Below are 18,316 nucleotides of genomic sequence, written 5' to 3'. Positions count from 1 at the left end.
CGTGTTCACCACTATGAGGGCGTCATGACCCAAGCCACTGACCGCCCCCGTATCCGACTGAAACCCAAAGCCAACGCGCGCGGTCTGCGCCATGGCTTCCCGTGGGTCTATGCCAATGACATCGTCACCGACCGCCGCACGCGCAAAATCCCGGCTGGTGCGTTGGCCGTGCTCGAGGATGAAAAGCGCGCGCCTATTGCTTTGGTCGCAGTGAACCCCGAGTCCAAGATCATGTGCCGTGTTCTGGATCGCGATCTGGATGCCGAGCTGAACGCAGAATGGTTCGAAACCCGCCTGCGCCGCGCGTTGGACATGCGCGAGCGCCTATTCGACGCGCCGTACTACCGCCTGATCCACGCCGAAGCGGACGGTTTCCCCGGCGTGATTATCGACCGGTTCGGAGACGCTTGCGTCATCCAGCCCAACGCCGCCTGGGCCGAGGCGCATCTGGACACGTTGACTGATGCTCTGGTCCGCGTCGCCGGGGTTACGACCGTGCTGAAAAACGCCTCGGGCCGCACGCGGGGCTTGGAAGGGCTGGATGACGAAAATCAAACCCTGCGCGGTACCGCGCCCGATGCGCCCCTGCCGGTTCCGATGAACGGGGCCACCTATATGGCCGACCTGACCGGCGGACAGAAAACCGGCCTGTTCTACGACCAGCGCCCCAACCATGCATTCGCCGCGCGGCTGGCACAGCCGGGCGCAAAAGTGCTGGACGTATTCAGCCACGTGGGAGGGTTCGGATTGGCGATGCTGGCCGGAGGGGCGGGGCAGGCCCTGTCCGTCGACGGATCCGCCGCCGCCCTCGATCTGGCCGCGCAGGGTGCGCAGGCCTCGGGTTGCGCTGATCGCTTCGCAATCCGACAGGGCGATGCGTTCGACGTGCTCACCCAACTGGGCGAAGAGAGTGCGCAATTCGACGTCGTCATCTGCGACCCACCCGCCTTTGCGCCCTCGAAACAGGCGCTGGACGCTGGGCTTCGCGCCTATGAACGTATCGCACGTTTGGCGGCGCCGCTGGTGAAACCCGGCGGCTATCTCGGCCTGTGCTCCTGTTCCCATGCGGCAGATCTGGGCCGGTTCCGTGATGCGTCTTCGCGGGGCATTGGCCGGGCAGGGCGACAGGCGCAGTTGATCCATACCGGCTTTGCTGGATCCGACCATCCGCAACTGCCGCAACTTGCCGAAAGCGGCTATCTCAAAGCCGTGTTCTATCGGCTGTGAAAGCCGTTCTGGATACCTGCGTCATTTACCCCACAGTGATGCGAGAGATGCTGCTGGGTGCGGCCAAGCGCGGCCATTTCCAGCCCATTTGGTCCGCCCGAATCCTCGAAGAATGGGCCCGCGCCGCCCGCAAACTTGGCCCGGATGGTGAGGCGCAGGCCCGTGCCGAAATCGCCCTGACGCAAGCACATTGGCCAGACGCAGAGCGCGCGGCCCAACCGGGCGTCGAACAGCGTCTCTGGCTGCCCGACAGCGCCGACATTCATGTTCTCGCAACGGCCCTTACGGCCTCGGCGGATGTCATCGTCACCGTGAACGCCAAGGATTTCCCCCGCAACATCCTGTCGGAAGAGGGCCTGACCCGCCAAGACCCCGACGCGCTGCTGCACGGTTTCTGGCAAACCGATCCCAAAGGGCTGTCGGACGCCGCCCAACGTGTCCTGGCCGAGGCCAACCGCCTTTCGGGCGATCAATGGACCCTGCGCGCCCTGATGAAAAAAGCCCGCCTGCCAAGGCTCGGCAAAGCCCTCACAACCTGAACCGGATCCGCTCTTCATCTGTCTAAAAATATCCCGGGGTGTGTGAGGGGCTGGCCCCTCGCATCCAAACCTATCCGCCCGCGCCCCAACGCCGCTCAAGCGCTTCCAGCGCGGCGATCCGCTCATCGGTATTCGGATGGCTCATCAACCAAGCCGGAACCACACCGGCGCGTTGCTGGGTCAGGCCTTCCAGCTTGTGAAACAGGGATTTTTGCGGCCCGATCCCGATGCCAGCCTTGGTCAACAAAGCGGCGGCGTATTCATCGGCCTCATACTCATCCCCACGTGACAGGCGTGAGGCGAGAAGATGCGTCAGCATGTTGGCAATCCACGCGCCGATAAAGGGAATGAACCGGGCAAACAGCATCATCAACGCCGCCCGCAACGCGTTTTGGCCGGAAAAATCAATCATCCGCCGCCGCGCGTGCCCCAAGGCCACATGCCCCAATTCATGTGCGATCACGCTGGCCATTTCGTCGGCCGAGACTTCTCCGTTACGGAACTTGCGATAAAACCCGCGGGTGATGAATATCCGCCCGTCCGGGGCTGCCAACCCGTTTACCGGATCAATCTCATAGATATAGACGGGCACCCGGTCGATCTCCAACGCGGCCGCCAGCCGATCGGTCATGCGTTTCAGCGCCGGATCGGCCAGTTCAGTCGATTTCGCATCCAGTTCCCGATGGGTGCGCCAGACGGAAATCCGATACATCACGACGGCATAGGCGATGGCCAGCAGGATTGGGGTCAGGCGAAGCATGGGTTAGATATGGGTTGGCCAGCACGACAGAGCAACACAAATCTGCGTATTCAGTCCGGCACGCTCGGGTTTCGCCGCCACACAGGGCGCGGCAGGTGAGCATTTCCCCAATGTGAGGTATGATAGGGACATTTAATCAGGAGCCGTCCTTTGTCCGATCCTTATTCCGATCTCGCCGCGCAACAGAAACACATGCAGGAACGCATCGCCGACGCGATGGAGGCACGCTGTCTTGAACCGGCGCAAAAGGCGATCAGGCGGGCCTATCTTGCCGATATCAACCTTTCGGCAGAGGCAAAGGCGCTTGAGATGGGGTCGGGGACCGGGCATGTGACCGAGGACCTGTTGCATCTGGCTGGGGCGACCTCAGCCATTGGGATCGAGCCGTCTCCGGTCATGGTCGCCCGCGCAACGGAACAGTTTTCTGACAATCCGCAGCTCAGCTTCGAAATTGGCGATGCCAAGAACACCGGTTTCCTTGACGAGTCGTTCGACATGATCCTGATGCATACCTTGCTGTGCCATGTGCCCCAGCCGCGGGAGGTTCTGGCCGAGGCCCACCGGTTGCTGAAACCGGGTGGTGTGTTGGCGATTTGCGACGGGGATTACGATACCGCAACAGCCCAGATTGCCGACTATGACCCGCTGGATCAGCTTGTCCGCTTTATGATCAACCAGAACGTCACCAATCTGTGGATCATGCGTCAGATCTCGGGGTTGCTGGACGAATTTGGATTCCGGCTAGGGGCGCGGCAGGGGCACAGTTACGTGGCTGAGGGCGATGCGGCCTATTTTCTGACGGTCATCGACCGGGGCGCCGACCGGATGTTCGAAGAGGGGATGTTGGGGTCTGAGACCGCAGCCGCGCTGAAGAAGGAGGCGCGGGACCGGGTGGACAAAAACACCTTCTTCGGATTCATGTCCTATGTCAGTCAGATCGCATACAAGCCCTAACCCCCGGCGCGGGTCGCGTTACCGGGTCAGGTCCCGCATCCCCTGTTCCAGCCCGGCCAGTGTCATCGGCACCATGCGGTTTTCGAAAACCTCCTGAATCATGCCGATGGAATGGGTGTAACCCCAGTATTTCTCGGGCACCGGGTTGATCCACAGGTTCGATGGCCATTGTTCGCGCGCACGTTGCAGCCAGACCTGTCCGGCCTCTTTGTTCCAGTGCTCGTTGGCACCGCCGGGATAGGCGATCTCATACGGGCTCATCGAGGCGTCGCCGACGAAGATGCACTTGTAATCCGAGCCATAGGTCCGCAGCACCTCATGCGTCGGGGTCTGCTGATCCCAGCGGCGGCGGTTGTCGCGCCAGACGCCTTCATAGAGGCAATTGTGGAAATAGTAATATTCCAGATGCTTGAACTCGGTCCGCGCGGCCGAGAACAGCTCTTCTACCACCTTGATATGCGGGTCCATTGATCCACCCACGTCGAGGAACAGCAGCACCTTGACCGCGTTGTGACGCTCGGGGCGGGTTTTGACATCCAGATAGCCGTGCTCGGCGGTGGCGCGGATGGTGCCGTCCAGATCCAGCTCCTCGGCTGCACCCTCACGCGCCCAGCGGCGCAGGCGTTTCAGGGCGACCTTGATGTTGCGGGTGCCCAGTTCAACCGTGTCGTCCAGGTTCTTGAATTCGCGCTTGTCCCAGACCTTGACCGCGCGCTGATGGCGGCTTTCCTTCTGGCCGATACGCACGCCTTCGGGGTTATAGCCATAGGCCCCGAAGGGCGAGGTCCCGGCGGTGCCGATCCACTTGTTGCCGCCCTGATGGCGACCCTGCTGATCTTTCAGACGCTCGCGCAGCGTCTCCATAAGCTTGTCGAATCCGCCAAGCGCCTCGATCTCGGCCTTTTCTTCGGCGCTGAGGTGCTTTTCGGCCATCTTCTCAAGCCATTCGGCGGGAATATCCACCGCTTCAAGCACCTGATCAAAGCTGATCTCGTTCAGGCCCTCGAAACTGGCGGCAAAGGCGCGGTCGAACTTGTCGATGTTGCGCTCGTCCTTCACCATCGAGACGCGGGCGAGGTAGTAGAACGCCTCGACATCATAGGTGGCCAGACCCTTTTTCATGCCCTCCAGAAAGGTCAGGTATTCGCGCAAGGATACGGGAATGCCAGCTTTGCGGAGGTTTTCGAAAAAGGGCAGGAACATCGCTTACCCTACAAACCTGACAAGGATCAGCGACAACACCAGCCCGACCAGCGCAAAGGCGATGCCATAGCCGGCAGCGTATTGGGCCATGTCGGCGCCGTTACCGTTGCGTTTGCGTGCCGTCAGCGCCCCAAGGATTGCCCCCAGTACCGCCATTCCCAAAACCACGACCATGCGTTATCCGCCCCTGTTGTTGGGGGGCCCTTCCGCAACGTCCTGCATCAGCGACCGGGCCACCGTCTCCGAGCCGAACCCGTAGCGCGCCCACCCAAGACTGTCCAGCCTGACGGAACGTGCCTGAGCGGTCCGGCCCGCCTGGTTGAGCGCCTCGGATTTCAACAGCAGCAGCGTCGCCAGTTGCGAGGCATTTTCGGCGCGCGTCATCACATCGATGGCCTTGTTCAGCTCGGGCAGAACCTCGGGTCCTTTGCCTTGCGCCAGCGCATAGGCGGCGGTCTGGGTGGTGATATAGGCCTGATGCACCTCGGTGCCGGGGGTGGTGCGCAGGAACTGAAGGGCCGTCTGGTAGTTGCGCAATGCCTCTTGCGGGTTGTCGAACTGCTCCATGCGGCCCATCACGTAGTACGGATAGGCGCGGCGGTGGTCCGTCCATCCCTGTTCCTGCCCGATCCGGGCGGCCTTTTGGGCGTCTTTCAGACGTCTCTGTGCCCCGCGTGTCGGCCGCAGAGATTTCTGAATCGCATTGATCCATTCGCGCGGTGTATCGGAAACCGGTTGCGTGGGCAGGGCGTCTCCGCGCGGGTTCAGGCGGCTGAGAATGCCGGGCAGGGCGGCTTCGACCTGTTCGCGGGTCATGCCGCTGCGCAATTCGGGCGCATAGGCCGTGCGCAGGATCAGCATGTCGAACCCGGTCAGAACGGTGTGAATGTTGTCGTCGTTGAACACTGAATCCGGCAGGTGATAGAGGTCGTTCAACGGCCCCAGCGCCTGCGCGATCTCTTCATGCAGGCAGTCGCGCTTTTCCTGCGGACTGACGTCGTAGGGGATGAACACCCCCAGACGTTCACGGCTGCGCAGGCGGGACCAGCTGCTTTTCTGTTTCCGCCGGTCGCGGCGGTATTCCTCGAAGCTTGAGGAATTCGGCACCACGAAACAGGCCGCCTGCGGCAGGATGGCATGGATCTGTTCCTGGCTGACGGCCTCGACGGTGATGTTGGCTGCACCGCTTGAGACCTGGCTGATGTTGATCCCGGCCTCATTGCGCAGGCGGTTCAGCAAGCGGGTCAGGTCGCGCTGCATCGACGGGGTAGGGGCGCCGGTCAGACGCACGGTGATCGGGGCTTCAAACCGGGTGAACACCGGCAGTTGCGCGCCGCCCTCCAGCGCGAAATGCAACGAGACGAAATCGGCCGCGATATTGGCGTTCGAGCGGCCAGGGGGCGTCGGGGCTGAACGGGTGAAAGACTTGGCCGGCGGCAGTTTTTCTTCAATCGCCTGAACGCGGGTCGGAACCTCAATCGGCTCTACCGCCGCGCAGCCCGCCAGCGCCAGGGCGGCAAGGATCGCGGCCCATCGCGTCATGGGCGCTGATACCGGATGAACGGGGTCTGCTTGCCGATGCGGTCATACAGCTTGCGGGCCGTGTGGTTGAAATCCTGCGTCAGCCAATAGACCGAGGGGGCGCCTTGCCGGTCGGCCTCGTCATACACCGCCTGGATCAGGGCCCGCCCGATGCCGGTGCCGCGTGCCTCGGGTCGGGCAAACAGGTCCTGCAGATAGCAGACGGATTCGACTTTCCATGCGTGGCGGTGAAACAGGTAGTGGGTCAGGCCCAGCAGTTGCCCGTTGGCCTCGGCAACAAAGCACGAGAAATCATGCGGATCGTCGCCCAGCAGGCGGGTAAAGGTGGTGTCATAGACCTCATCCGGCACCGATGTTTCATAAAATGCCAGATAGTCCCGCCACATGTCGGACCATTCAGCGCGGTCTTCGGACCGCAACGCGCGGATGGTCACAGTGTCAGCCAATCAGATTGCCCCGTTTTGTCCGGTCTTACATAGCCCGAATGCACCGGGCCGCCACCTGCAATGCTGACAGGCTGATCTGCCCAAGGCAAGCGGCGATCACCGAAGGTTCAATAGCCTCAACGTTTGGCGCGCGCCATAAAGGCCAAACGTTCGAACAGATGCACGTCCTGTTCGTTCTTAAGCAGCGCCCCGTGCAGCTTGGGCAGGGCATTGGCACCGTCGCGTTTGAGGTCCTCGGAGGTCAGGTCCTCGGCCAGCAGCAGCTTCAGCCAGTCCAAAACCTCGGATGTCGAAGGCTTCTTCTTCAGCCCCTGTGTCTCGCGGATTTCATAGAACTGGGTCAGCGCGGTGGTCAGAAGCGCATCCTTGATGCCGGGGTGATGCACCTCGACGATCCGGCGCATGGTCGCCTCATCCGGGAAGCGGATATAGTGGAAGAAGCAGCGGCGCAGGAACGCATCGGGCAACTCCTTTTCGTTGTTCGAGGTGATGATCACGATGGGACGGTGCCTGGCGCGGATCGTCTCGCCGGTCTCGTAGACGTGGAACTCCATTTTATCGAGCTCCTGCAGCAGGTCGTTGGGAAACTCGATATCGGCCTTGTCGATCTCATCGATCAGCAGAACGACCTTTTCGTCGGCATCGAACGCCTGCCACAGCTTGCCCTTGCGGATATAATTCGACACATCATGCACGCGCTCATCGCCCAACTGACTGTCGCGCAACCGGCTGACGGCATCATATTCATACAGACCCTGTTGCGCGCGTGTGGTTGATTTCACATTCCACTCGATCATCTTCAGACCCAGCGCACCGGCCACCTGTTTGGCCAGTTCGGTCTTGCCGGTTCCGGGCTCACCCTTGACCAGCAGGGGGCGTTCCAGCGTCACGGCAGCGTTTACCGCAATGGTCAGGTCATCGGTGGCAACATATTCTGCGGTGCCTTGGAAACGTGCGGTCATGGGCCCCTCGTGTGGTTTCGCGCGATCTGTGCCGTTGGGGTTACAGAGAGGCGATGATTTTGACAAGCGGGCCGCGGCGTCCCGAACCGCGAACTTCGCCGCGACTCCGGTCCCTTTTGCTTGATTCGGCGGCTATCGGATGTCCCGCTGGTTGTGGTTTGCCACAGAAATGCCCAACGAATTCCGCAGAAAAACAAGGTTTTGTTGTTACATGTCTCATATTTAGACAAGGCCAGAGGCGTGACGAATCAACACGGCGTTTGTGTAGTGACATTCCCATGCGCGTCAGATAAACGCTCCGCAGAAGGGAGAGCCAAATGTCAGGTGAAACAACCGCTACCGACGTTTCTGGCCATACCGAGGGAGCAAAGATGAAGCAGGAAGTTTTTCTGTCGGAGGACTACCGTCCGGCTGAAGATGAGCCTTTCATGAATGACCGTCAGCTTGAGTATTTCCGTCGCAAGCTGCTGGATTGGAAGAACGAACTATTGGCGGGCAGCCGCGACACGATCGAAGGGCTGCAGGACAACACCCGTAACATTCCGGACGTTGCTGACCGCGCGAGCGAGGAAACCGACCGCGCGCTTGAGCTGCGCACCCGTGACCGTCAGCGCAAGCTGGTGGCCAAGATCGACTCGGCCCTGCGCCGCATCGACGAAGGTGAGTACGGCTATTGCGAGATGACGGGCGATCCGATCTCGCTGAAACGTCTGGATGCGCGTCCGATCGCAACCATGACGCTGGAGGCACAAGAGCGCCACGAGCGCCGCGAGAAGGTCCACCGCGACGATTGATCGCTGGGAAATTCGGGAAAACTCGAACGCCGGGGCCTGTGGCTTCGGCGTTTTTGCGTTAAGGCGGTGCCATGAATATCGACGGTCTGAAATTCAGTGTCATCGGTGGCGGCATCGGCGGCCTGGCGGCCGCTCTGGCGCTGCGGCAGCGCGGGGCGCGAGTTACGGTTCTGGAACAGGCTCCGGCCCTGACCGAGGTTGGTGCTGGGTTGCAGATCAGCGCCAACGGTATAGCGGTTCTGCGGGCCCTGGGTGTGGTTGGGAAGGTGCCCGAGGACGGGCAGGTCTCTCACGGAACGATACTGCGCGATTACCGTAAGGGTCGTGTGATCAGCCGGGTTCCCGCACCCGCCGTCGGTCCGACCTATTACTATCACCGTGCCGATCTTCTGGACCTGTTGCACCGGGCGGCGCGGGATGCAGGTGTCGATATCCGGCTGGGCGCGCGGGTGACGCAGGTTGTCAAATACCCAAGCGAGGCTGACGTCGTGCTGGACAGCGGCGAGCGGCTGCGGTCGGAATGCGTCATTGCCGCAGACGGAGGGCGCAGCACAATCCGCCCGATCCTGAACGGCACCGAGACGCCTCAGTTCACCCATCAGGTCGCCTGGCGCGCAACGATCCCCTGGTCGCAGCATAATGAGATGCCGCGCGCGTCGCTGACCATGGGGCCGGGGCGCCATGTGGTCACCTATCCGTTGCGCGACCAACGTCTGATGAATGTGGTGGCGATCGAGGAGCGCTCGGACTGGCAGGATGAAGGTTGGCGTCTGCAAGGCGATCCGAAGGATTTGCGCGCTCGTTTCGCTGATTTTGGCGGCCCGGTGCGCGACATTCTGGCCGAGGTGACCGAGACCCATCTCTGGGCCCTGTTCCTGCGCCCCGTTGCGCAAAGCTGGCAAAACGGGCGTCTCGCCTTGCTGGGGGATGCCGCGCATCCGACGCTGCCCTTCATGGCGCAGGGCGCATGTCTGGCGCTGGAGGATGCGTGGATTCTGGCCCGCGCGTTCAAAGACCAATCGGGGGTTAAACAAGCCCTTGCCGCCTATGAAACCCAACGCCGCCCAAGGGCAAGGCAAGTGGTCGCCGCCGCCGGAGCAAATGCGCGTAACTTTCACCTGCGTGGCCCCATGCGACTGGCGGCGCAGATGGCGCTGATGGCCGTTGGAGCGCAACTGGCAAAGAAATACGAGTGGATCTACAGCTACGACGCCACCGCGTGATCGGTTAAAGGTCGAGGTCAACCCATACCGGCACGTGGTCTGAGGGCTTTTCGTGCCCGCGCACCGCTGAGTCAATCTGGCAGTCACGCATCCGATCAGCAGCCTGCGGCGTCAGTAGAAAATGGTCGATGCGGATGCCGTCATTCTTGTTCCACGCCCCGGCCTGATAGTCCCAAAAGGAATAATGACCGGGTCCCTGAGTGCGCGCGCGGAAGGCTTCGGTGAACCCGAGGTTCAGAATCTTGCGAAACGCGGCGCGGCTTTCGGGGCGGAACAGGGCGTCTTCGCGCCAAACACCCGGGCGGGCCGCGTCTTCGGCTTGCGGAATAATATTGTAGTCACCTGCCATCAATGCCGGTTCTTCGCTGGCCATCAAGTCGCGCGCGCGATGATACAGCCGCTCCATCCACGCCAGTTTGTAGTCGTATTTCGGACCGGGGGCCGGGTTGCCGTTGGGCAGGTACAGGCCACAGATACGCAGCGCCTGGTTGCCAATCACCGTGGCCTCGATCCAGCGCGCCTGTTCGTCCTCGTCATCGCCGGGCAAGCCTCGGGAGACGTCTTCCAGCGGCAGCTTGGACAAAATCGCCACGCCGTTGAAGCTTTTCTGCCCATGCGTTTCGACGTTATAGCCTCGCTCTTCGAAGACCTCGCGGGGGAAGTTCTCGTCGACCGACTTGATCTCTTGCAGCAGAACAACGTCCGGCTGCGCGTCGTCAAGCCACCGGGGCAGAGCCTCGGCCCGCGCTTTGATGCCGTTGATATTGAACGTGGCGATTTTCATGCGCGATCCTCCGGTGGCTTATGGCAACCTATCGCCCAGAACCAATCCAACGGCAAGGCGGTTGGCTTGGTTGCGAGGCTCTGCCTCGCGCTCCGGGATATTTTTGGACAGATGAAGAAACGGATTCTTAACCATTTTGAGTGAAGAAGATCGGGCGGTACAGGCGGGGACGCCGATGACCGCGACAGGTGAAGCTCTCCGGCGGAAGGTCGGAGAGCGGATCCCTGCTTCATCTGTCTAAAAATATCCTGGGGGTGTGGGGGCAAAGCCCCCGCCGGCGCTTACATCGAAAAAGACGTGCCGCAGCCGCAAGAGGACGTGGCGTTTGGGTTTTCGATCACAAAGCGCGCACCGATCAGTTCCTGCGTGAAATCGATTACCGCGTTTTCCAGAAACGGCAGGGAAATTGAATCCACGATGACTTTCTGGCCTTTGCCTTCCAGTACAAGGTCGTCCTCTTTCGGCTCGTCCAGCGCGATTTCGTATTGAAAACCGGAACATCCGCCGCCTTCCACCGCAACGCGCAGGGCTTGCCCCTGATCGGCCGCGCCGATCTCGGCCAGGCGGTCAAAGGCGCGTTCTGTGACTGTTGGGGGCAGATTCATGCCGGACTCCAAAGGTTTATTTCCTTACCGCAGTACAATATATGAAACCTAAGGACAGGCGACAAGGACAAGACCTTTGGACAGAGCGGGTTTTGCCTCGGACCCAGGCCGCGCAAGAGGGCGGCTTGTGCCAGAGGAGGAGAGCAGTTTTCGGTCATGCTTTCAGCGTGATCGCGACCGTATCATTCATGCTAGCGCGTTTCGGCGGCTCAAACACAAGACGCAGGTGTTTGTTGAGCATGAGGGTGACAGCTATCGCACCCGTTTGACTCATTCGATCGAAGTCGCGCAAGTGGCGCGCACGATTGCCGGGGCGTTGGGCCTGAACCCGGAGCTGACCGAAGCGGTGGCGCTGGCGCATGACCTGGGGCACACACCATTTGGACATACGGGTGAGGACGCTCTGCATGCGTTGATGGAGCCCTATGGCGGATTCGACCACAACGCTCAGGCCATTCGGATCGTGACCAAGCTGGAACGGCATTATGCCGAGTTTGACGGATGTAACCTGACTTGGGAGTGTCTTGAGGGCATTGCCAAGCATAACGGGCCGGTCGTCGGTGAATTGCCCTGGGCTCTGGACGAGTGCAATGAGTGCTTCGATCTGGAACTGCACACCCATGCCAGTGCCGAAGCGCAGGTGGCCGCGCTATCGGACGACATCGCCTACAACAATCATGATCTGCTGGATGGTCTGCGCGCCAACCTTTTTACAGACGATGAAATCCTGCAATTACCAGTTGTGGGCGACTGCTATGCAGAAGTGGATCGCAAATACCCCGGTCTCGACTCCTATCGCCGCCGACATGAGGCGCTGCGGCGGGTGTTTGGGGTCATGGTGTCCGATGTGATCGACACTTCGCGCGGGTTGATCGCCGCGTCAGGGGCGCAGACGGTCGAAGATATCCGGCACCTTGGCTATCCGGTTGTTCAGTTCTCGAACGACCTGTGGGCGCAACTCAGGGAAATTCGCTCTTTCCTGTTCACCCGGATGTATCGGGCCCCCAGCGTAATGGAAGTGCGCGCCGAAGTCAGCGCAGTCGTGCAGGAGTTGTTTCCGATATACCTCAATGATCCCAAGCAGATGCCTGCGCGCTGGCACCACGATATCGAGGCCGCAAAGGACGAAACGGCACTGGCCCGGATTGTGTCGGATTATATCGCCGGCATGACGGACCGCTTCGCCTTACAGGATCACAAACGGCTGACGGGCAAATAGTTACTCGACCCCGATATAGGCCAGCGCCCAAACCTGTTGGCCAGATTGTTCTTGCGCCAGTTCCGCATCGTCGGTCGGAGGGAAGACGATCATGGTGGGGCCATATCCGCCAATCCCCATTGGGCTGCCATCCGCGTGGGTCGCGACAATCGGCTGATGCGCCGTGATGCTCTGCCACGGAATTTCTGACTGATAGCCGTCCAGCGCCATCGGCTTTGCGGTTTTGCCCGCAGCGCCTGCCATCGTCATCACGTCAGACAGCAGCGGGCCTGAAAAGGCGATGTCACGCTGGTTGCCTTCGGGGCCGTAGGTGACGGTGATCTCGACCTGGTCCAGACCATCCAGCATGGCGGCGTCGAACCCCGCGGCCCCGTCGTGCTGGACTTCGAGATAGCCCAGAAGGCCGCCGTCATTCTCGCCCCGGGCTGGCAGGTTGGCTTCGGTAACCGCGCCGCCCAGCGTCAACAGAACGTGACCTTGCGGCGCAGGCATTTCGGCCCAGGCCGGCAACAAAATGGTCAGGGCGATGGCAAGGGGCAGGGCTAGGCGCATGAAACGGTCTCCGGGTTGGCATTTCCTGAGACCTTAGCCCCGTTTACGGTTAATCCAAGCGGAAACTGATCGCTTGCATTGACCTTGCCGCTTTGCGTGGTAAACCGCCGAGCAAGCAAAAGGACATCCGAAATGAACCTGTTTTCCGAGATACGCGGCCTTGTACTGGACGCGCTGGCACAGATGCAGTCCGAAGGCGCGCTGCCCGAGGGGCTGAGCTTTGACAACGTGGCGGTCGAACCGCCGCGCGACGCCGCGCACGGCGATATGGCGACAAATGCTGCAATGGTGCTGGCAAAACCGGCCAAGATGAAGCCGCGCGACATTGCCGATGTGCTGGCCGGGAAACTGGCCGCCGATGACCGGATCACCAGTGCCGAGGTGGCCGGACCGGGGTTTCTGAACCTGCGTCTTGCGCCCTCTGTTTGGCAAGGTGTTCTGGCGGCGGTGCTGCAGCAGGGCACGGACTATGGCCGCTCGACCATGGGGCATGGGCAGAAGGTGAACGTGGAATACGTCTCGGCCAACCCGACCGGCCCGTTGCATGTCGGCCATACGCGGGGCGCTGTGTTCGGCGATGCGCTGGCCAGCCTGCTGGCCTATTCCGGCCATGACGTGACGCGTGAGTATTACATCAACGACGGCGGTGCGCAGGTGGATGTGCTGGCGCGCTCGGCCTATGAACGCTATCGCGAGGCCAACGGGCTGAGCCCCGAGATCGCCGAAGGGCTGTATCCGGGTGACTACCTGATCCCGATCGGTGAGGCGCTGAAAGAGAAGTACGGCGACAGCCTGATCAACAAGCCGGAAAGCGAGTGGCTGGAAGAGCTGCGCGAATTCTCGACCGATGCGATGATGGACCTGATCCGCGCTGACCTGAAGGCGCTGGGCGTCGAAATGGATGTGTTCTTTTCGGAAAAGTCGCTCTATGGCACAGGCAGGATCGAGGCCGCGCTGGAGTCACTGACCGAGAAGGGCCTGATCTACGAAGGTGTGCTGGAGCCGCCAAAGGGCAAGAAGCCCGAGGATTGGGAACCGCGCGAGCAGACCTTGTTCAAATCGACCGAGCATGGCGATGACGTGGATCGTCCGGTCAAGAAATCGGACGGCAGCTGGACCTATTTCGCCCCGGATATCGCCTATCACTATGACAAGGTGACCCGTGGCTTTGACGCGCTGATCGATGTGTTTGGTGCCGACCACGGCGGTTACGTCAAACGGATGAAGGCGGCGGTGTCGGCTCTGTCCGATGGCAAGGTGCCGCTGGATATCAAGCTGACCCAGCTGGTGAAGCTGTGGAAGAATGGCGAGCCGTTCAAGATGTCCAAGCGGGCAGGGAACTTTGTCACCCTGCGCGATGTGGTCGATCAGGTCGGCCCGGACGTGACCCGGTTTGTGATGCTGACCCGCAAGAACGATGCGCCACTGGACTTCGACTTTGACAAGGTGCTGGAGCAGAGCCGCGAGAACCCCGTGTTCTACGTGCAATACGCCCATGCCCGCGTGATGAGCGTGCTGCGCCGCGCAGCCGAGGCCGGGATTGCCACCGATGATGCGACCCTTGGCGGAGCTGACCTGAGCAAGAACGACCATGCCTCGGAACTGACCGTGGCCAAGAAACTGGCCGAATGGCCCCGTCTGGTCGAGATTGCCGCGCGCACCAATGAACCGCACCGCGTTGCCTTCTACCTGTATGAACTCGCAGGGGATTTCCACGCTCTGTGGAACAAGGGTAACGATGAGACGCAATTGCGGTTCATTCAGGATGGCGATGTTGCCACAAGCCAGTCAAAAATCGCATTGGCCCGGGCTGTTTCTGTTGTGATTTCAGCGGGCTTGGGTATTCTTGGCGTTACCCCGGCGCAGGAGATGCGGTAACTAACACCGCCCGAAGCACCGGTTCGAGGTAGGCAAGAAATGACCCGCGCGCCACGTTTTAAGGCGCTATCGGGCGGTGAGGCGGATATGGCAAGTTACGATTACTCGGGGCAGATGCGCCCCGAGCAGATGCATTACACGAATCAACCGCATCCTCAGGATGGGTACGAGTATTCCGATGATATGCACGGATATGAAGAGGCACCGCGCGCAGCGGGGCTGAGCCGTATCTTCAACGCGATGGGGGCGGTTGCATCCCTGGCTCTGGTTGCCGGGATTGGCGTCTGGGGCTACAAGCTGGTGATGCGCGATGTGTCCGGCGTGCCGGTCGTGCGTGCCATCGAAGGGCCGATGCGCATTCAACCCGAAAACCCCGGCGGAACGCCTGCGGATCATCAGGGTCTGGCCGTCAACGCCGTCGCCGCAGTGGGAACGGCAGCACCGCCAGCGGATCGCCTGATCCTTGCGCCGCGCCCGGTGTCGCTGACCGACGAAGACACGCCGGTTGAACCGCTGAAACCCACTCCGGCCGTGCATGTGGTTCAGGAAGAGATTTCCAATCAGGAAGCTGCCGAGCTGCGTCAAGGCACGGTGGATGCGCTGGTTTCGGAATTGGCAGGGGATGCCGCCCGGATTGATGAACCGGCGGAAGAGGGTGTGCAACTTGCCGCCCTGTCCTTGCCCGAGGAAGAGCCTGCAATCGATCCCGCCGATCTGGCGGCGCAACAGCCCGATCCGGAATTGGCGGCACTGCCAGGGGTCCGCAGGTCCTTGCGCCCGGTGACCCGCCCGGCCCGAGCAACGCCCAGCAGCATTACGTCGAACAACAGCACCGAAGCCGCAATCAACGCTGCCGTCAAAGCGGCCGTCGGGGTGGATATCGACCCTGATACGCTGTCCAAGGGCACGCGCATGGCACAGCTTGGTGCTTATGAAAGCTCGGACGTTGCGCGCGCTGAATGGGATCGTCTGAATAATCGATTTGGCGATTATATGGATGGAAAACAGCGTGTTATCCAGAAAACCTCACGCGGGGGCCGGACCTTCTACCGCCTGCGCGTGCTGGGGTTTGATGACCTGAGCGACTCGCGTCAGTTCTGTGCCGCGCTCGAGGCGCGCGGTGCCGATTGTATCCCGGTGGCCGCTCGGTGAGTTTCGGTGCGGCGATCACCGATGCCGAAGGCCTGCGCCTGACGCCTCAGGAAAAGAGACTATTCCGCGAGATGAACCCGTTCGGGTTCATTTTGTTTGCGCGCAACATCGACACCGCCGATCAGGTTCGCGCCCTTTGCGATGATTTCCGCGAGGCCGTAGGCCGCAATTGCCCCATCACCATCGATCAAGAGGGCGGCCGGGTACAACGCCTGCGCGCGCCTTTGGCCCGCGAATGGCTGCCGCCAATGGATCACGCCGCACGGGCTGGCGATCAGGCCGAACGGGCGATGTATCTGCGCTATCGTCTGATCGCGGACGAGCTGTTCGGACTGGGTATCGACAGCAATTGCGCGCCGATGGTCGATCTGGCGCGTGAGGACACGCACAAATTTCTGAAAAACCGCTGCTATGGATCTGATCCCAAACAAGTTTCGCGGCTGGGAAGGGCCGTTGCCAAGGGCCATCTGGATGGCGGTGTTCTGCCCGTCATCAAACACATGCCGGGGCATGGCCTATCCACGCTCGACAGCCACCACGACCTGCCGCATGTGGACCTGACGCAGGGCGCGCTGGAACAGGCCGATTTCGCGCCGTTCCGCGATCTGAACGATCTGCCGATGGGGATGACCGCTCATCTGGTCTATGACCGGATTGACCCGCAGCCAGCAACAATCTCACCGACCATGATCGGACTGATCCGCGACAAGATCGGATTTGACGGGCTGATCATGACCGACGACATCTCGATGAAGGCCCTCAGCGGCGCGCCCGAGGACATCGCCCGTCAGGCGCTGGACGCCGGCTGCGATGTTGTTCTGCAATGCAATGGCACGTTCGACGCACGCGCCAAGGTGCTGGATGCCGCCGGAGAGATGACCGAACAGGCCGGGAAGCGCGCAGAAAAGGCGCTGGCGATGCGGCAAAAGCCTGCGGAACTTGACATCCAGGCCGCCGAGGCGGAACTATCTGCCCTAATGGGCGGGCAGGTATATGAACGATAATCTTTTCAGCGAAGACCCGGTCTCGGTCGCGGATCGGCTTGCGGCCGAAGCCCTGATCGTTGACGTCGACGGGTTCGAAGGCCCGTTGGACGTACTGCTGACCCTGTCGCGGACGCAAAAGGTCGACCTGCGAAAAATTTCGGTTCTGGCGCTGGCGCAGCAGTATCTGTCCTTTGTCGAAAAAGCCCGTGCGCTGCGGATCGAACTGGCCGCCGACTATCTGGTGATGGCGGCCTGGCTGGCCTTTCTGAAATCGCGTTTGCTGCTGCCGCCCGATCCGGATGACGAAGGCCCGTCGGGCGAGGAACTGGCCGCACATCTGGCGTTTCAGCTGGAGCGCTTGCAGGCCATGCGTGACTCGGCCGCCCGTCTCATGGCGCGCGACCAGTTGGGCCGCGATTTCTTCAAACGCGGGCAGGGTGAGGATATCACCCGCATCCGCACCGTCACCTACTCTGCAACGCTGCTGGACCTGATGCAGGGGTATGCCCGCATTCGCACCCGTGACGAATTCCGCCCGTTTGTGATGGACCGCGACGCCGTGTTCACGATGGAACAGGCGCTGGAGCGGATGCGGCCGCTGATCGGGTTCGCAGGCACTTGGACGGATATGGAGACCTATCTGCCCGACGGCTGGGATGCCGATCCGGTGCGTCGACGCTCGGCGACGGCGGCGACCTTTGCGGCCTCGCTGGAGCTGGTGAAAGAAGGACATATGGAGATCAAGCAGAGCGAAACCTTTGCCCCGATCCATCTGCGCAAGAGGACTGACACACGTGACTGACGCCCCCGAAGACGAAGGCACCGGCACCCTGTTCGAAGCGCCGCCCATTGCGGAACAGGAACGTATGGTCGAAGCCGTGTTGTTCGCCAGTGCCGAGCCGGTGACGATTGGTGATCTTGAGGCGCGGATGCCCCATGGCAGCAACGCGGCGCAAGCGGTTGAAATGCTTCAGAAACGCTATGAAGGGCGCGGTGTGCGTGTGGTGCGCGTGGGTGAGGCCTGGGCCATCCGCACGGCCCCCGATCTGGGTTTCCTGATGCAGAAGGAAACGGTCGAGACACGGAAACTCAGCCGGGCCGCGATCGAAACGCTGGCAATTGTCGCCTATCACCAGCCCTGCACTCGGGCCGAGATTGAAGAAATCCGCGGTGTGTCGGTGTCGCGCGGGACCATCGACCAGCTGTTGGAAATGGAGTGGATCCGTCTGGGCCGTCGCCGCATGACACCGGGCCGTCCGGTGACCTTTGTGGTGACGCCGCAATTCCTTGATCATTTCGGGTTGGAAAATGCCCGCGACCTGCCGGGTCTCAAGGAATTGCGCGCTGCAGGTTTGCTGGAAAACCGGCCTCCGCCGGGCACCATCCCCATGGGGGAAGGGCGCGAGGACGAAGAAGACGAAGATCAAACCGAACTGTTCGAGGAAGAGTGATCGCGCAGCCCTTTTGTTGCCGCATAAATCACCTATGTT

General features: G+C 61.3%; 20 protein-coding genes. 11 read left to right on the top strand and 9 right to left on the bottom strand.

Annotation, left to right across the window (positions count from 1 at the left end; translation table 11 throughout):
- Positions 1 to 24 precede the first annotated feature (24 nt).
- Positions 25 to 1,227 carry an RSP_2647 family RNA methyltransferase gene (locus ACR0NT_RS06045; RefSeq protein WP_170671857.1) on the top strand — a complete coding sequence of 401 codons (1,203 nt, stop codon included), beginning with the start codon at positions 25 to 27 and terminating at the stop codon, positions 1,225 to 1,227.
- Complete coding sequence (locus tag ACR0NT_RS06040) at positions 1,224 to 1,766, top strand: RSP_2648 family PIN domain-containing protein (RefSeq protein WP_170671855.1); 543 nt, start codon at positions 1,224 to 1,226, stop codon at positions 1,764 to 1,766. Before ACR0NT_RS06045 ends, ACR0NT_RS06040 begins: the two co-directional genes overlap by 4 nt.
- A gap of 70 nt (positions 1,767 to 1,836) precedes the next feature.
- Here the strand turns inward: ACR0NT_RS06040 and ACR0NT_RS06035 are convergent, their stop codons facing one another.
- Positions 1,837 to 2,526: a M48 family metallopeptidase gene (locus ACR0NT_RS06035; protein WP_170671853.1), complete on the bottom strand. Its 690-nt coding sequence runs from the start codon at positions 2,524 to 2,526 to the stop codon at positions 1,837 to 1,839.
- Between the two features lie 150 nt (positions 2,527 to 2,676).
- Between ACR0NT_RS06035 and ACR0NT_RS06030 the strand changes: the two genes are divergently transcribed.
- Entirely contained in the window at positions 2,677 to 3,480 is an 804-nt protein-coding gene (locus ACR0NT_RS06030) for a methyltransferase domain-containing protein (RefSeq protein WP_170671851.1), read from the top strand.
- Positions 3,481 to 3,498: 18 nt separating this feature from the next.
- Here the strand turns inward: ACR0NT_RS06030 and ACR0NT_RS06025 are convergent, their stop codons facing one another.
- The 5 genes from ACR0NT_RS06025 to ACR0NT_RS06005 form a co-directional block, all read right to left on the bottom strand.
- A complete protein-coding gene (locus tag ACR0NT_RS06025; protein ID WP_170671849.1) occupies positions 3,499 to 4,683 on the bottom strand; it encodes a vWA domain-containing protein in 1,185 nt (394 codons plus the stop codon).
- 3 nt (positions 4,684 to 4,686) lie between these two features.
- Entirely contained in the window at positions 4,687 to 4,857 is a 171-nt protein-coding gene (locus ACR0NT_RS06020) for a hypothetical protein (protein WP_170671847.1), read from the bottom strand.
- A 3-nt stretch (positions 4,858 to 4,860) separates the two neighbouring features.
- Entirely contained in the window at positions 4,861 to 6,225 is a 1,365-nt protein-coding gene (locus ACR0NT_RS06015; protein WP_170671845.1) for a DUF2927 domain-containing protein, read from the bottom strand.
- A complete protein-coding gene (locus tag ACR0NT_RS06010; protein ID WP_480442735.1) occupies positions 6,222 to 6,671 on the bottom strand; it encodes an N-acetyltransferase family protein in 450 nt (149 codons plus the stop codon). Before ACR0NT_RS06010 ends, ACR0NT_RS06015 begins: the two co-directional genes overlap by 4 nt.
- A gap of 116 nt (positions 6,672 to 6,787) precedes the next feature.
- Complete coding sequence (locus ACR0NT_RS06005; protein ID WP_170671843.1) at positions 6,788 to 7,633, bottom strand: AAA family ATPase; 846 nt, start codon at positions 7,631 to 7,633, stop codon at positions 6,788 to 6,790.
- 371 nt (positions 7,634 to 8,004) lie between these two features.
- On the opposite strand from ACR0NT_RS06005, the gene dksA reads away from it, so the two are divergent.
- Together dksA and ACR0NT_RS05995 are read left to right on the top strand one after the other, a co-directional pair.
- Positions 8,005 to 8,427, top strand: coding sequence for an RNA polymerase-binding protein DksA (gene dksA / locus ACR0NT_RS06000; protein ID WP_170443495.1), 423 nt, complete (start codon positions 8,005 to 8,007; stop codon positions 8,425 to 8,427).
- 71 nt (positions 8,428 to 8,498) lie between these two features.
- Entirely contained in the window at positions 8,499 to 9,650 is a 1,152-nt protein-coding gene (locus tag ACR0NT_RS05995) for an FAD-dependent monooxygenase (protein ID WP_170671841.1), read from the top strand.
- Between the two features lie 4 nt (positions 9,651 to 9,654).
- Here ACR0NT_RS05995 and xth read toward each other — a convergent pair whose 3' ends face one another.
- Together xth and ACR0NT_RS05985 are read right to left on the bottom strand one after the other, a co-directional pair.
- Entirely contained in the window at positions 9,655 to 10,434 is a 780-nt protein-coding gene (xth, locus tag ACR0NT_RS05990; protein ID WP_170671839.1) for an exodeoxyribonuclease III, read from the bottom strand.
- Positions 10,435 to 10,715: 281 nt separating this feature from the next.
- Positions 10,716 to 11,039 carry a HesB/IscA family protein gene (locus ACR0NT_RS05985; RefSeq protein WP_170325221.1) on the bottom strand — a complete coding sequence of 108 codons (324 nt, stop codon included), beginning with the start codon at positions 11,037 to 11,039 and terminating at the stop codon, positions 10,716 to 10,718.
- A gap of 76 nt (positions 11,040 to 11,115) precedes the next feature.
- Between ACR0NT_RS05985 and ACR0NT_RS05980 the strand changes: the two genes are divergently transcribed.
- On the top strand, positions 11,116 to 12,258 hold the full coding sequence (locus ACR0NT_RS05980; RefSeq protein ID WP_170671837.1) for a deoxyguanosinetriphosphate triphosphohydrolase: 1,143 nt from the start codon (positions 11,116 to 11,118) through the stop codon (positions 12,256 to 12,258).
- On the opposite strand, the gene ACR0NT_RS05975 is transcribed toward ACR0NT_RS05980, so the two are convergent.
- Positions 12,259 to 12,810, bottom strand: a complete 552-nt coding sequence (locus tag ACR0NT_RS05975; protein WP_170671835.1) for a molybdopterin-binding protein — start codon at positions 12,808 to 12,810, stop codon at positions 12,259 to 12,261.
- Between the two features lie 132 nt (positions 12,811 to 12,942).
- Between ACR0NT_RS05975 and argS the strand changes: the two genes are divergently transcribed.
- From argS to scpB, 5 genes are read left to right on the top strand one after another with little or no spacing between them, the layout of a single operon-like run.
- On the top strand, positions 12,943 to 14,688 hold the full coding sequence (gene argS, locus ACR0NT_RS05970) for an arginine--tRNA ligase (RefSeq protein WP_170671833.1): 1,746 nt from the start codon (positions 12,943 to 12,945) through the stop codon (positions 14,686 to 14,688).
- 39 nt (positions 14,689 to 14,727) lie between these two features.
- Positions 14,728 to 15,840 carry an SPOR domain-containing protein gene (locus ACR0NT_RS05965; protein ID WP_480442733.1) on the top strand — a complete coding sequence of 371 codons (1,113 nt, stop codon included), beginning with the start codon at positions 14,728 to 14,730 and terminating at the stop codon, positions 15,838 to 15,840.
- The gene (gene nagZ / locus ACR0NT_RS05960; protein WP_170443508.1) at positions 15,837 to 16,844 is read left to right on the top strand and encodes a beta-N-acetylhexosaminidase; all 1,008 of its coding nucleotides are present in this window, start codon (positions 15,837 to 15,839) and stop codon (positions 16,842 to 16,844) included. The genes ACR0NT_RS05965 and nagZ overlap by 4 nt, the downstream gene beginning before the upstream one ends.
- Complete coding sequence (locus ACR0NT_RS05955) at positions 16,834 to 17,628, top strand: segregation and condensation protein A (RefSeq protein ID WP_170443510.1); 795 nt, start codon at positions 16,834 to 16,836, stop codon at positions 17,626 to 17,628. The genes nagZ and ACR0NT_RS05955 overlap by 11 nt, the downstream gene beginning before the upstream one ends.
- Positions 17,621 to 18,277, top strand: a complete 657-nt coding sequence (gene scpB, locus ACR0NT_RS05950; RefSeq protein ID WP_170443512.1) for an SMC-Scp complex subunit ScpB — start codon at positions 17,621 to 17,623, stop codon at positions 18,275 to 18,277. Before ACR0NT_RS05955 ends, scpB begins: the two co-directional genes overlap by 8 nt.
- Positions 18,278 to 18,316 lie beyond the last annotated feature (39 nt).

Source organism: Ruegeria sp. AB10, from assembly GCF_056542745.1.
The sequence above is the reverse complement of the archived record's forward strand: the minus strand, read 5'-3'. Positions and strand labels throughout refer to the sequence as shown.